The sequence below is a fragment of the Mesorhizobium sp. KACC 23794 genome (assembly GCF_052180275.1).
Lineage (GTDB): Bacteria > Pseudomonadota > Alphaproteobacteria > Rhizobiales > Rhizobiaceae > Kumtagia.
In genome coordinates this window covers 2,651,477-2,666,867 of sequence record NZ_CP197465.1, presented here as the reverse complement: position 1 = coordinate 2,666,867, position 15,391 = coordinate 2,651,477, and the positions used below count along the sequence as shown (strand labels likewise).

Below are 15,391 nucleotides of genomic sequence, written 5' to 3'. Positions count from 1 at the left end.
GCGGCCTCTGCCGTTCATCGCCTCGCCGCGGTGGAGTGCGAGGCTGGCGCGGAAAAGCCGCAGGGTTGAGCTGCGGCTTGCTGGTCTTTTCATGACGGTCCGCGGCTGCGGCGCGGTTCCCGGAGGACGTGCGCAGGCGCCTTGCGGCGCCTGCGCTGGGAACCCGGCCTAGATCACCACGAAGTCGGCTGCCGTGAGGCTCAACCCGGTGGCGAGCGAGGCGAACTTCACGGCGGCGGCGCCGCCGGTGCCGTCGGCGTCGTAGAACAGCGAGCCGCTGTTCGAGTTGTAGAAGACGCGGTCGTCGGCGTCCCGCGTGCCCAGGAAGTTGTCCTTGAACGCCGAGGCGTCGAGGGCTCCGACCGCAAGCATGCTGAAGATCGCGTGGTCGAGCAGGATCTTGTCTCTGGCGACGGTGAAGTCGGTGATCTTGTCGACATTCGTCGCCCCGAGCGCCGTGGAGAACACGAAGCTGTCGGAGCCGCCAAGGCCCGTCAGCACGTCGCTGCCCGCGCCGCCATTGATGGTGTTGGCGCTGGCCGTGCCCTCGAGCGTGTCGTTGAAGGCCGAGCCCAGAAGCCTTTCCACCGAATTGTAGGTGTCGCCCGCGGCCTCGCCGGTGTTGATCGCCGGGTTGCTGAGGCTCACCTTCACGGCTGCCGCGGCATTGGCGTAGGAGGCGGTGTCGGAACCGGAGCCGCCCGACAGATAGTCGGCGCCGAGGCCACCCACCAGCGTGTCGTTGCCGCCCTGGCCGGCAAGCGTGTCGTTGCCGGCCAGGCCCTGGACCACATCGTCGCCGTCGCCCGCCGCGACGGTGTTCGATCCGGCCGTGCCGGTAAGCGCATCGCCGAAACTCGAGCCTGTCAGCCTCTCGATCGAGTTGTAGACATCGCCCGCGGCTTCGCCGGTGTTGATCGCGGCATTGGCGAGGCTGGCCGTCACACCCGACGCGGCATTGATGTAGGAAGCCGTGTCGTTGCCGGTGCCGCCCGAATGGTAGTCGGCGCCGGTGCCGCCGATCAGCGTATCGTCGCCGACGCCGCCGATCAGGATGTCGTCGCCGCCGAGGCCGCTCACCACGTCATCGCCGAAGGCGCCGTCCAGCCGGTCCGCGTCGGCCGTGCCCACGAGATTGCTGTTGACGCCCCCCGTCACCTGCAACTGGACCGTCTGCGCCACCAGGTTCACGCCGTCGCTCACGTCGAACTCCAGCGTGAAAGTTCCGTCCGCGTCGGCAGGCGAGGAATAGGCCAGCGCCGCGAACTGCGCCGCCGTGAGCACCTGGCCGAGGCTCAGCGCCACCCCGCCAAGCGAGACAACCCCCTTTGTCGGCAGCGAGAAGACCGTGAAGCTCAGCGTGTCGCCGTCGGGATCGACAGGAACAGTCAGGTTCAGCGGCGTGCCGGTGGAGCCGCGCTCCATGCTTGCCGTCTGCGCCTGAAGGCCTTCGGTGCCGCCGGGCTGCTCATTGCTGTCGTTGACGGCAAGCTCAAGGGTGCGCGTCAGCGTCGCGTCGCCGGCATCGGTGACCGTCACGTCGACCGAGATCGACGGACCATCGGTCTCGAAGTCGAGTTGGACGCCATCCTTGAGCTTGAGCAACAAGACGCCGCCAGCCTCGATCACCTCGAAGCGGCCGTCCGAGACCACAAAGTCCGAAGCCTCGAAAACCTCGCCGTCAACGTCGCTGACGACAATCGGTCGCGATGCAATCGCGCCATCGACATTCTCGTCGACCAGCCGCGGCTCGCCGAAGCTGATCTCCGTCGGCGCGTCGTTGGCGCCGTTGATGGTGACGGTCAGCGTCGCCGTGCGCGGATTGCCCGAGCCATCGTCCACCGTATAGGTGAACACCTCCTGCAGATTGTCGGACGCCCCCAGCGCCTGCACGGATCCGTTGGCGTTGTCCACGGCATAGGAATAGCCGCCGTTCTGGCTGATCGTCAGCGCGCCATAGGCGCCGGCGATCACCACGCCGCCGGCCGTGACGCTTGTCCCCGCGCCGATGCCCGTGCCGGACTTGGCCGCGGTCACCTGCATGATGTCCGCGCCGCCCTGGTCGAGGTTGATGTCGTTCGACAGCACGTTGCCGATCGGGTCCACACCGGCGGTACCGTTGGCGATACCGCCACGCTCTGTGGCCGAGGCCTGGTCGGCCGCGGCAAGCACAATGGCGTTTCCGTTGACTACCTCGACCACCTGATCGTCCGCTTGCGACAGGGTGCCCTGCGTGAAGCGCACGGTTTCGATCGTCTGGAGGAAGTCGACGCCGTCCGCGCCGCCGTTCAGGACCAGCGTCGCGCCGCTTTGAAGGGCGATGCTATTTGACGCCGATCCGGAAACCTGTACCTCGTCCAGGCCGTCGCCGCCCTGGATGATATCGTCGCCGGTGCCGCCAACGAGCACGTCGTTGCCGCCGTTGCCCTCCAGCGTGTCGTCGCCTGCGCCTCCCACGAGTGTGTCGCCGTTGGAACCGCCGATCAGCCTGTCGTTGCCGCCATTGCCGTTGAGGTTCACGCCGCCGCCGGCATACTCACCGGTGATGGTCTCGCTGACGTCACTGCCGTCGATGGTCTGACCCGAGGGGCCATTGGCGTAGACGGTGATCGGGCGCGGCTTGGTGGCGATGTCGACAAAGCTGTTGTCGAAGACGAAGTCGCCGATATCAGCATCGACAAAGGGCAGCGGCGCGATGTGGGCGCCGACCGAGTTGTTGAAGCTGTTTCCGGAGATGACGACGCCGGTGGACTCGGTGACGACGCCGTTGCCGTTGCCGTCGAACACGTTGTCGCTGATCGTCCCTTCGGTTCCGATCACGACATAGACGCCTTCGCCCCAGCCGGTGATCAGGTTGTTGCTGATGGTGGTGTTCTGGGCGCCGTTGTTGATGCTGAACGGCCGCTCGCTGCTGCCGTCGCCCTCGAACAGGGAGTTGATGACACTCACATTGCTTGCGCTGATCAGCAGGCCGGTCGGGTAATCCGTGCCGCCAGCCAAGGAGGCGCCGGTGAACTTCACACCGTCGATCGTGGCGCCCGCCGCCGTGACGATAACGCCGCCAGACAGGATGGATTCCGCGCCACGGCTGCCATCGCCCGATATACCGTCATTGGCGCCAACGATGGTCACGTCCTTGTCGACGACGACATCGCCGCTGTAGGTGCCCGAGGCCAGTACGATGGTGTCGCCATCCTCTGCAGCCGCGATTGCCGCCTGGAGGGTGGCATAGCCGCCCGCGCCGACGAGCAGGAAGGTCTCGCCGGTTCCATCCGTCACCATCTCGACGTTCTGGATGGTGTCTGTGCCCTCCGCGCCGCCTGTCGTCACCTCGAAGACGCCGCCGACAAAGGCGAAGTTCGAACCGTCGAGATCGGCGGCATAGGTTGCGACGTCGACGCCCGCGCCGCCGTCGAGCGCATCGTTGCCCTCGCCGCCAGCCAGCGTGTCCGCGCCGCCATTGCCGGCGATCGCGTCGGCGCCGGCCGAACCCTTGATCAAGTCGCCCGCCTGGCTGCCGAGAACCAGGGTGACCTGGCTGTTGATGCTGGTGTTGTCGTATTCCGTGAGATCAAGCGTGACCGCGGTGCTCACGTTCTGGAAGTTGAAGTCGGTGCCGACATTGTTGAAGTCGTTGCCGTGGATCCCGGTGAAGACGCTTCCCTGCGGCGCGCCGACCGAGATGCCCGAACCGGCCTCATTGAACAGATTGCCCGACACCTCATGAGTGGCGTCGTTGTAGCTGTCGAGGTTGATCGCCGAGCGGACCCAGTTGAACGTATTGCCGGTGATGTCGAGGTCGGAACTCGTGCCATCGGACCAGATGCCGCGCTGCCAGGACGCGCCGGAGAAGTTCTGCTCGGCCGAACCGGTGAAGAGGTTGTCCGCGATCGTCACGCCGCCGGAAAGGTTGGTGTAGAGGCCGATCGCCCGCGATTCCGTGTTTCCACCGACAACAGCGCTGTAGAATACGGAGTTGATGGCCGAGTAGTCGCCCGAACCAGCAAAGCCAAGCGCTGGATTGGATGGCCCCGTCGTGCCGGTCGTGGCGGTTGCGCGGAATTCCACGCCGTCGAAGCTGACATCCTTCGTGCCGTTCACGAAGACGCGGCCGACGATCGACGATTCCGGGTCTCGCGTCCCGTCGCCGTCTTCGCCGGCATTCGCACCGACGAAGGTCAATGCCTTGTCGTTGACGGTCACGTTGCCGACATAGGTACCGGCCGCGATCATGATCGTGTCGCCATCGCCCGCGGCGTCGACTGCGGCCTGGATGCTGTCATAGCCACCAGCGCCCACGAGCAGGAACTTGCCCGCTCCGGCGCCGTCGACGATCTCCACATCGGAGAGCGTGTCGGTGCCCTCGGCTCCGCCGGCCACCTGCCATTTGCCGGCGACTTCGGTGATGTCGGCCGAGGTGACCGCGGCTGCATAGACCGCGGTATCCACTCCGTTGCCGCCGTTGAGCGCATCGGAGCCGGTTCCACCCGAAAGGACATCCGCGCCGTTGCCGCCGCTGATATCGTCCGCGCCGCCGAGACCATTGATATGCAGGCCGCCCGTGGAGGCGGAGCTGATCGTCACGATCTCCGCATCGTCCGTCAGGTTGATGACGTGGACCGTCGTCGTCTGGTTGTCGAAGGAGCCGGCGGTTGCATCGGTGATCTCGACGCCGTCCACGGTGACACCGGTGGGGCCGGCAGTGGTCTTGCCGGGTTCGCCGAAGCGGATGCCGGTCGAAGTGCCGTCGATCGAGCCGTTCTCGATCGTCACACCATCGAGCGTCGCAGCATTGGGGCCGGCATAGGAGCCGTCATCGCGCGCCTTGATGAGGATACTGCCCCCATTCAGGTGCGAAATGCCGCTCGTCCCGGTGCTGGCGCCCACGTTCACGAAATCGAAATCGTGAATGCTGATGCCCGAAAAGTCGCCATACTTCAGATTGATGTCGATGCCCGCGCCGTTCTGACCGGCAGGACCGAAGGGCTGCGTCCGGCCGAATTGGCCGACATCGCTCATGTGCAGGTTGGACAGTTCGGCATCGCTGAGCTGCTCGACATAGATGCCTTTTTCCACTAGGCGAGCGAACGTCACTTCATCGATCAGAACGCCCTCGAACACACCGCCGCCGATAGCGGCGTTGACGATGAGGCCCTGGTAGCCGTCTTCAAACCGGCTGTTCGTGAGCGCGAAGTCCGTGACGACCGCCGAGCCATCCTCCTTGTAGATGCCGTGGATGTTCTCGTCGAACACGACGCCGTCGATCGTCAGGCCGCTGTTGGAGCCGAGATCGATGCCCGTGCGGTATTCGCGGATCGTCAGGTTCTGGACCGTGACGCCGTCCGCCTGGATGCTGAGGCCTGCGGGCGTGCCGGTGTAGGACGTGGCTGTCTTGAGCCAATCGCCAACCGTCGTGCCGGAGTCGATCCCGTTGATCGTTTTGAACGCGCCCTGGAGCACTACCGCGCTGCCATCGCCGCTCAGGGACTCGATCGTCAGGCCCTCGGTTGCGGCAATGAAGTTGCCGGAATAGGTGCCGTCAGCCAGCTTGATCGTGTCACCGGTCCCCGCATTGCCCAGAGCGAAAGAGAGCTCTGCCGCATCCTTGACGATCCAGACATCGCCGCCGGTCTGGAATTCAAGGCGCTGGACATCGGTGAGCGCTACGCTTCCGAAAGAACCGGAGACCGTGATGGAACCCGGCTCGGCGCCTGCCGCGATGGTGCAATCCTCGGCGCTTCCAGCGAACTCAGCCGTATCGAAGCCGGCACCACCCGACACCACGTCACCGTTACCGAGCCCCGAGAAGTTGTCGGCGCCATCGTTGCCGACGAGGGTGTTGGCGCTCGCATTGCCCACCAGCGTATCGTTGCCCGAACCGCCGACAGCGTTCTCGATGCCGTTCAGGGAAGCCGTATAGGCCCCGGACACGGAACCCGCGGCGAGATCGATCGAGACATCCGTCGTCGCGGTGCTCGCATTGTACGTGTCGGAGCCGCCGCGGCCGTCGATGGTGTCGACGCCCGCCGTGGCGAAGAAGACATTGTCGCCGCCATCGCCGTAGAGGCCGTCATTACCAGCGCTGCCGCGCACGTTCTCGATGCTGACCAGCGTGTCGTTGCCTGTTGCGGAAGAGAAGGAAAGACCGGAATTCAGATCCACAAAGCCGCCATTGGTTCCGGCAGCGGTCATGTCGTAAGTATCGTTGCCGTCGCCGCCATCCACAGCCTGATTGCCTGCAACTGCATAGATGAGGTCGTCATTGTTCGACATGACGGCTGGCTGGTTGGTGAAGATGCCGCCAGTGTGCGAATGATCGAACTGGTTGTCGGTGATCGTCATGTCGGGGCCGCGCATGCGCAGCGCGCTGGCGAAATCGACGTTGCCCTGTCCCTGGTTCACGCCCTCGAAGACGTTGTTGCTGGCACTGTTGTTCGCGCCGTCGATATTGACCTGCACATTGCCGCGGAAGTCGCCGGAGGCGTCGATCCCGCCCGACACGGCGGTGACGGTGTTGTTCGTGAAGCTTATGAAGGTCTTGTTCGTGTTACCGAAATAGACGACAGGCCGGGGAACGTTGTTGTCGGTGAACTGGGCGGACCCGAACCCTGCAAAATCGGGAATGGACTGGGCCGTATTGAACGTGGCGCCCGAGATGACATTGTTGTCGATGGTGATGTGATCCATGGCCGCGGCATATTCGCTGAGAATAGCGAGATCGCCGTTGGCGGCGACTTCATTGCCCTGGATCAGGATGTTCGAATGGGCGCCGGCCAGGTAGATGGCGGCATTTTCGATGGCAGCGCTGGGATTGTCGGTGCCGATGATCTTGAAGCCCTGGCCCGTTTCACCGATGGTGACGTTGTCCACGCCGGGCGCGACGGTGATTGTGCTTGCGGAGTTGCTTTGACCAGTGATCGTGGTCGAACCCGCGCCGCTTTCGGACACAAGCGTCAGCGGCTTGTCGATGACAATATTCTCGCCATAGGTCCCGCCACGAACGATGATCTTGTCGTTCGCCGACGCCGCCGCTATCGCCGCGCTTATCGAATTGAAAGGCTCGCTCTGCGAGCCGGTCGAAACTCCACCGTAGCTACCATCAACATACAGAATTGCCATCTATCGCTCCCTGGATTTGGCCAAGGGCGAAGTGAAGATTAGGTTTTAATGATTACCACCCGCGCTCAAAGCATATCAACAGCGCAGGCACACGGCCCCACTCAGAAAACGCCCTACCCCACCCACCAATCACGGTGCCCGCCCCAGTCGTTAACAATACGTTAACTTAAGGCGACCATACGACAGCTTATTTGGCCTGCCAAGGGCATTTTGGTAAACGTTACGTTAAACCCCAGAAAGACGGTTAATTTCAATTATGCCGTGGCAGGATCACCTGGGGTTCGCTTCCCCATCAATCATGTCAACTCTATGCAGGTGCGGATTTACTTCACTTTTATGACTGCCAGGATTCGGGCAGTGCAGACGCAGCAACAACTCTCTCCGCGACTGGCCGGCCCTGCTCGCTTCACCAAGACATATCGCGCCGATGAGGTCGAAAATGCAGTAAGGACTGGTGGCCAATATTAGCGCGACAGCATATAGAGAGGCGCCGCGGTTACGCCGGGCGGTCTTCCCGTGGCCCTGATGCGCGCGGATCTGTCCTTGAGGCGACCGCGCCGCAGAGCGCAACGGCTCGCGTGCAACGTCCTGCCGCAATCTGTGGCCACCCCGATCTTTCTGCGTCACCAAAGCCGGTGCCATGCTGTAGCTGCGGCGCGGATTGGGCTTCCGCACCTCACCAAGAGGCCCGGCTGCGAGGCGCCACCAGACGTGACCGTCTGGATGATTAACGAAAAGTATCCACGTCGCAGAAAATGCAACGCAAATTTTTAAGTAAAATGGAGTTCCGATCGATACAATTGTAATCAAATCGAGAATTCAACTGAAATTTATCTGTGTCATGACTGCCTCACAACGCGGGGGCGGGGAAATGACATTGAATACGACATTCGACGACGAAGATTATAGTCTTGGAGAAATCGTAGCGCAGTCCATAGCCTTTCCGGTGACGAATAGCGGCGGCGTGGACTTCTGGTGGCTCCGTTCGGGGGTCAGCGGCTCGGCAAACTTCGAGGCCGCGTGGAGCTTCGCCACAGGGAAAGGCGTAACGATCGGCCTTGTCGACGACGGCGTGAACCATACGCATCAGGACATCATCGCCAACTACGATACCGGTCTCGACTATGATCCGCAGGATGGCAACGGCACGGTCGATGCCCGCCCCGACACCAGCGCAGAAATGCATGGCACGAACGTGGCCGGCGTTATCGTCGGCGCCGTAGGCAACGATATCGCAGGCATCGGCGCGGCGTCCGGCGCAAGCATCGCCGCCGCCTATCTCCGCTTCGGCACGACGATCAACCTGGCGGACCTTGCCCTCGACATGAAGAGCCAGGCCAGCTTCGACATTTCCAACAATAGCTGGGGTTTCCGGCAGGCATTCTCGGATAATTTCTTGAACGCCAACTTCGCCGGCGTGAAGTATGAGTTGGCCAACGCCGCAACTCTTGGCCGTGATGGACTGGGTACGGTCTTCGTGTTCGCCGCAGGCAACTCGAAGCTCGTACGCGGTGGCGAGAATATCGGCGACGACGCCAATTTCCACAGCTTCACCAATTCCCGGTACTCGATCGCGGTCGGCGCGACCGACGCTGACGGCAAGGCCACGATCTTCTCGAATACCGGCGCGAACCTGCTTCTGTCGGCGCCCGGCGTCGGCATCCTCACCAGCGACGGCGCGGCCGACGCATCGAGGGGTTCCACTTATGTCTCCGGCACCTCGTTCGCCGCGCCGCTGGTTTCAAGCGCCATCGCCCTGATGCTCGAAGTCAATCCCGATCTCGGATACCGGGACGTGAAGGAGATACTGGCCATCACCGCGAAACCGTCTGCTGCGGCCGGGGCCTTCGCAAACGCCGCGACCTACGTGAATGGCGGCGGCTTCGTGTTTGACCGCGAGGTCGGCTTCGGCCTTCTCGACGCCGCAGCCGCCGTCAATCTGGCGAGGAACTGGGACAAGCAGTCCACTGCGCAAAATGAGCGGTCGCTGGCATTGTCCTTTACGCCCCAGTCCGTGGCGGACGGACGCGCTTCCCACTTCTCGGCGTCGCTCGCACCCGCTGGCGACAAGGAATTCGTGCTGGAGACGGTCGAACTCACGGTCATGCTCTACGACGCCAATCTCAAGGGGCTGCAGATCGAACTGATCTCTCCCTCGGGAACGCGCTCGCTTATCGCCGACAATCTCGCGGCGGCTGGCAACCGTACTTCCCTGAACTTTACCTTCTCGTCTGCCGTGACGCGCGGCGAGGATCCGTTCGGCGAATGGCGGCTGGAACTTACCCACGCGGATGGGTCGAAGGACTTCTCCGTCTACAAGGCAGACCTGAAGTTTTACGGATCTTCCGGCGAAGCGGACGACAGCTATTTCTTCACCAGCGCCTTCGCCGACCTCGTTGCCGCCGACCCAGAGCGGAAATTTATCCGGGACACCGATGGAGCAGGCGAGGACACCCTCAATTTCGCGGCCGCCGATGCCAGGCTCGTCCTCGACCTTTCGGCGGGCTCGGAGAACTCGCTCGGTGCGACGAAGCTCTTCCTGCAGGACACGTTCGAGCACGCGATCGGAACCGTCCATGGTGATTTGATCGCGGGCTCTTCGGACGCGAACCGCATCGTCGGCGATTTCGGCGATGATGTCCTCAGCGGCGGCGGCGGAGACGATTCCCTGCTGGGCGGAGCGGGCGACGACCGTCTCGATGGTGGCAAGGGCTCCGACCGGATTTCCGGCGGCGACGGCATCGATCTGGCCGTTTTCGAGAAGACATATTGCCACTACGAAATCACCCTCGGCGGCGAAGGTTACCAGATCCGCGACGTGGATACGGGCGAGACGGATTCTGTAACGGGAGTGGAACTGTTTGACTTCGGCGGCACGGCCCCCGTGCAGGGCGGCGACGCCATCGTTTCCGCCGGGCCTGGGATCGCGGCGATCGTGGAATTCGGCCGGGACGGGGATTCGAACGCGGCACGCATCGCGGTGGCGCAGGACGCCGTCAAAGGTACGCCCGTAGCAAGCATCGAGGCCGCGGATCCGAACCTCGGCGCAGGCGACAGCCTGTCCTTTTGCCTCGTCAACACCGATGGCAGTCCCTATGTCGGGCCCTTCGCGATCCTGAAAACCGGCCCCGCCAGCGCCGTGATCGTCGTTGACGATCTCGCCGGAGCCACTGCGGGACCAACCCAGCCCTTCCTGGTGAAGGTGACCGACGGTCTCGGAAAATCGGCATCGGGCGAGGTACAGGTCGAACTTCTTCGACCAAATCACGCACCAACCGATCTGACGGTTGCGTATGGGACCACCATCGATGAAGGTGTTCATGGAGCGGTTGCCTCCAGCCCTGTGGTGGTGAGCGACGTTGACGGCGAGGTTTTCGAGGCTTCGGACTTTGTGGTCTCGGACGGCCGCTTCGAGGTGATCGAGGCTGGCGGCGTCTTGTTGCTCAAGCTCAAGGATGGCGTCCAACTCGACTTCGAGACCGATGGTCCGTCGATCTCGGTCGACGTGACGGTCACCGATGCCGGCGACGCGACGCTGACGCGCACCCTTGAGCTTGCCGTCAACGACAGCAATGAGCAGCCCGGCGGCACCGAAGGCCTTCAGGCGCAGACGGCAAGCATGGAGCGCGGCTCCACCGGCACGCCGCTGAACCTGACTGTTCCTGTCGATCCCGACGGCGACACGCTGAGCTTCACAGTCTTCTCGCTGCCGACAAAGGGGGTTGTCTCGCTTGGCGGGGTGGCGCTGAGCCTCGGCCAGGTGCTCACGGCGGCGCAGTTCGCGGCGCTGGCCTATTCATCGCCTGCCGACGCGGACGGAACTTTCACGCTGGAGTTCGACGTGAGCGACGGCGTGAACCTGGTGGCGCAGACGGTCCAGTTGCAGGTGACGGGGGGCGTCAACAGCAATCTCGTGGGCACGGCCGATGCGGACCGGCTGGACGGCGCCTTCGGCGATGACGTGGTGAGCGGCCTCGGCGGCGACGACACCCTGATCGGCGGCGTCGGCGACGATACGCTGATCGGCGGCACCGGCGCCGACTACCATTCGGGCGGCACCGGCAACGACACGGCTTCCTACATCAATGCCGCGTCGGGTGTGACGGCCAGCCTCGCCAATGCCGCGATCAACACCGGCGAAGCCGCGGGCGATGTCTACAACTCGATCGAGAGGCTGACAGGCTCGAGTTTCGGCGATGCGCTTACCGGCACGGCCGGATCGAACACCGTCGCGGCGGGCGACGGCGACGATGTGGTCCAAGGCCTGGCCGGCAACGACACGCTTGCCGGCCAGGGCGGCAACGACACGCTGGTGGGCGGCCTCGGCGCCGACTATCTGTCGGGCGGCTCCGGTTCCGACACCGCCTCCTACGCCAATGCCGCGGCAGCCGTGAAGGTGAGCCTCAGCAACCCGGCGATCAACACCGGCGAGGCCGCGGGCGACACCTACAATTCGGTGGAAAGGCTCCTGGGCTCGGCCTTCAACGACACGCTCGAGGGCACGGCCAGCGCCAACACCATCAATGGCGGCGCGGGCAGCGACGTGCTGACGGGCCTTGGCGGCTCCGACAGCTTCGTGTTCTCCATGGCGCTGGGGGCAGCAAACGTCGACAAGATCACCGACTTCACCGTCGCCAACGACAAGATCCTGCTCGACCACGCGATCTTCAGCATGCTTGCGGTCGGAGCCCTCGACGCCTCGGCGTTCAAGGACAACTTCCTGGGCACGCGGGACGCCGACGACCACATCTTCTACAACTCCAACAGCGGCTCGCTGTTCTACGACGCCGACGGCATCGGCGGCGCCGCCGCCGTGAAGTTCGCCTCGCTCGCCACCGGGTTGAGCCTCACGGCAGCCGACTTCGTGGTGATCTAGGCCGGCCCCCAGCGCAGGCGCCGCAAGGCGCCTGCGCACGTCGTCCAGGAACCGCGCCGCAGCCGCGGAACGCCATGAAAAGACCAGCAAGCCGCAGGCTCAACCCTGCGGCTTTTCCGCGCCACCACCGCGCCTCCACCTGCAGCAAGGCGATAACGGCAGAGGCAGCAAAGGGATGGAAGAGGCGGGCGACGGTTGGCAGGGCCGTCAGGTGTTCAGATCCACGAGGTCAGTATCGGCGCAGGCGATGCTGCGGTGGCTCGCCACAACGACGATGCGATCCCGAAGCCGCTCGATCAGGCGGCGGAGTATGCGTTGTCCCTGCTCCTCGTCGAGATGTTCGATCGGCTCGTCCAGGAGCACGATCGGACGGTCGGACAGCCAGGCACGGGCGATGTTCAGTCGTTGTGCTTCGCCGAGCGAAAGCTGGTCCTGCCGGATCCAGGCGTCCAGTCCACCGGCTTTCGCGATGCGGCCGTCCATCTCGACAGCAGCGAGCGCTTCCCGCAGGTCGCCGTCGGTCGCATCCGGAGAAAACAGGTTGGCGCGGATCGTATCTTCGAGGATCGCCGCGTCGTGCAGGCAAAGAGTGCTCGCAGCGCGCCTCGCGGCCGCCGCGACCGGCAGGCCGTCGGCGGAAAGGACATCGTCGCCCGTCCAGCCTGCGATCTGCTTCAGCAGGCTGGTCTTGCCTGAACCGCTGACGCCGGCGAGCACGGTGGGCGACCCGGCACGGACGCGGAAGGCCATGGGAGCGCCGATGGGCCGGCCGTCAGGCGCATGGCGCCGGACCGGGCCGGCTGCCAATGTGGCAATGCTTTCAGGCTGCGCTTCCGGCAACTCTTCCGTGACTGCGACTCCCGGCACGATGGACCTTTCCGCGGCCTGCCTGCGCAGATCCGCCACCACGATGCGCGAGACGCCGTTCAGCGACTCGCCGAGTGCAAGCCAGGCGAATGCGACGAACATAGGCAAGAGCAGCGCCTCGCCGCGACCGCCGGCGATCCATGCGGCGGCGACCGCGGCGAGACAAGCCACAGGACCGAATGCCACGCCGAGCATGTCTAGCGCCGATTGCATGCGGCGCAGGGCGAGGACAGCGGCATCCGCGCTGCAAAATGCCTTCAGAATTTCACGGCGCTCCGCGTTCCAGGCACACTCTGCCCGCAAGGGTACGACCGACGCCATGGTTGCACCAAGCCGCGCGGCGCCCCCGCGCCGCTGCGACCTGGCCTGCTCCCATACCATGGCGCCGGCCGCGGCTGTCCGGCGACCCATCAAGAGGATGGCCAGCAGCAAGAGCGTGATCGGCAGAAGTGCAAACGGCGCGGCGTAGGCGGTAGCGGCCGCACAGGCCACAAGCCCGCAGGCGAGCGTCATGGCCGGCAGCGTGGCCCGCAGCCGCGCATAGTCGATGTCTTCCACGTCGTCCAGAAAGTCGGCAAGCCGGGACAGGTCGCCCAACTGCCAGCCGGCCTGCCGCGTGGACGGCGCAGCCGCCATCGCCGCGAAAAGGTCGGCGCGGTGCGCCACCTGATCGCCGAGCGCAGCCTTGTGCCCGACGAGACGCTCGCCATAGCGGGTGACGGTGCGCCCGACCGCGAACAGCCGCACCAATGCGCCGGGCGCAAAGAAATTGAAGGTCAGCGCGGTAGCGGTCGACAGGCCGGCGATCGCGACAGAACCAAGGAACCAGGCAGAGACACCGCCGAGCAGGATGCCGCAGGCGCCGGCGATGATGCCGAGGCCGCATGCGTAACGCCATGAGCGCGCGGTGGATGGAGCGCCGGGAACGGTCATGCAGCGGCCCCGAATGACCTGGCGGCGGCGAGGTCTGTGTTGCGGTCGGCGAGCGCGGCGAGCGCCGGATCATGGGTCGCAACGACAACCAGCCGCCGGCGCGCCATGGTCCGGATGGCCCTTCGCACCATTTCCGCGGTCTTCCCGTCGAGTTTGGCAGTCGGTTCGTCGGCGATCACCACGCCGCCGAGGAGCATGGCACGCGCAACGGCGATCCGCAGGCGCTGACCGCCGGAGAGGTTCGCGCCGCCATCGGCGATCCTGGCCTGCAACCCGCCGGGAAGCAGGGTGTCGTCAAGGAGACCGACTCCCGCGGCGGCCAGGATCAGCCGGGTCATGCAAGGCTTGTTGCGGCCGGTGATGACCTCCCCGAGAGTACCTGCCCGAATGTATGCGTCGGTCGATATCCACGAGATTTCCCGTCCGGCGATCTGAGCGGAGAGCCCGGCATTGTCGGCGTCCAACGCTGCCATGCGGCGCAGCAATGTGGACTTTCCCGAACCGCTCGGCCCGGTGACGACGACGAGGCCGGCCGCCGGCAAGACCATCTTCAGTCCATCAAGCGCCGGGACCGACGCCGCCGGCGTGTAGTTGCCCGCCAGTAGGCGATCCAGCGCGGCCGCCGCGGCCTCGCCTTCGGCTTTCGCGTGGTATTGCTCCGAAAAGCGGCGGAACGGCGCGAAGTAGTCCGGCGCGACCATCAATATGAACAGGCTCTGCCAGAGTTCGAGATTGGAGAAGCCGGGTATCATGGCGAGCTTCAGGTGGCCGAGACCGAGAAACACGGCGAGCATCGCGATCGACAGCGAGGCGAAGAAGTCGATGATCGCGGCATTGAGGAAGGCAATGCGCAGCACGCCCATCGTGTTGGCGGAATAGGCTTCAAGGCGGCCGGTCAGCTTTTGCTTCTCGGTTCCCAGCGCATGATTGGCGAGGATCGTCGGCAAGGCGCGGACGCGGTCCGCGAATTGCCCGGCGAGGCGGCCAAAGGCACGCTCCTGGCCATCGGCCCGGCGGCGGATCGCGTCCCCGACCAGCGCAAAAAAGACGATCATGATCGGCGTCAGGCATAGCACAAGCAGCGCCGCTTGCCACGAGACGAGAAACAGCATTGCGGCGGCCGCCAGCGGCCCGGCCACCATCATCGAGCTAGCGACACGATGGCCGATCACCAGACCGGCGATCGCGCCGGGATAGCGCTGCGCACCGGCAACGAGGCTGCCGACGGGGATCGCCTGCACGTCCCGCACCGGCAGATCGCCCAGACGGTCCATCGCCGCGATACGCAATGTGTCAGCGACGCGGGTTTCGGCTGCGGCCTGCATCCGTTCGCCGGCGAAGCCGGCACCGAGAGAAAACGCAAGCGACAGGGCTGTCGTTGCAAGCAGCCAGGCCTCGACCGGCTGCTGCATGACCAGATCGCCCACCACGATTGCTACCGAACCGGAGAAGCCGAGCCGGAAGACCGTCCGCGCCAGTTGGATGGCCAGCAGCCGCCGCACCTCACGGCCGCCGGTCGCACGGGCCAGCGCCATGGCGTCCAACGATTCTGTACGCTCGGGGGCAGCGACGGTTTCCATGCGCCGCTTTTCGCAC

4 protein-coding genes are annotated in these 15,391 nt (G+C 64.6%); 1 reads left to right on the top strand and 3 read right to left on the bottom strand.

Annotation, left to right across the window (positions count from 1 at the left end; genetic code table 11):
- Positions 1–168: 168 nt before the first annotated feature.
- Positions 169–7,119 (bottom strand): VCBS domain-containing protein, encoded by a 6,951-nt coding sequence (locus ACSBOB_RS13150; protein ID WP_442582830.1) that lies wholly within the window; start codon positions 7,117–7,119, stop codon positions 169–171.
- 877 nt (positions 7,120–7,996) lie between these two features.
- Between ACSBOB_RS13150 and ACSBOB_RS13145 the strand changes: the two genes are divergently transcribed.
- Entirely contained in the window at positions 7,997–11,995 is a 3,999-nt protein-coding gene (locus ACSBOB_RS13145) for a S8 family serine peptidase (protein ID WP_442582829.1), read from the top strand.
- Positions 11,996–12,202: 207 nt separating this feature from the next.
- On the opposite strand, the gene ACSBOB_RS13140 is transcribed toward ACSBOB_RS13145, so the two are convergent.
- Both ACSBOB_RS13140 and ACSBOB_RS13135 read right to left on the bottom strand, forming a co-directional pair.
- A complete protein-coding gene (locus ACSBOB_RS13140) occupies positions 12,203–13,795 on the bottom strand; it encodes an ATP-binding cassette domain-containing protein (RefSeq protein WP_442582828.1) in 1,593 nt (530 codons plus the stop codon).
- Positions 13,792–15,375 carry an ABC transporter transmembrane domain-containing protein gene (locus ACSBOB_RS13135; RefSeq protein WP_442582827.1) on the bottom strand — a complete coding sequence of 528 codons (1,584 nt, stop codon included), beginning with the start codon at positions 15,373–15,375 and terminating at the stop codon, positions 13,792–13,794. The genes ACSBOB_RS13140 and ACSBOB_RS13135 overlap by 4 nt, the downstream gene beginning before the upstream one ends.
- Between the last annotated feature and the right edge of the window lie 16 nt (positions 15,376–15,391).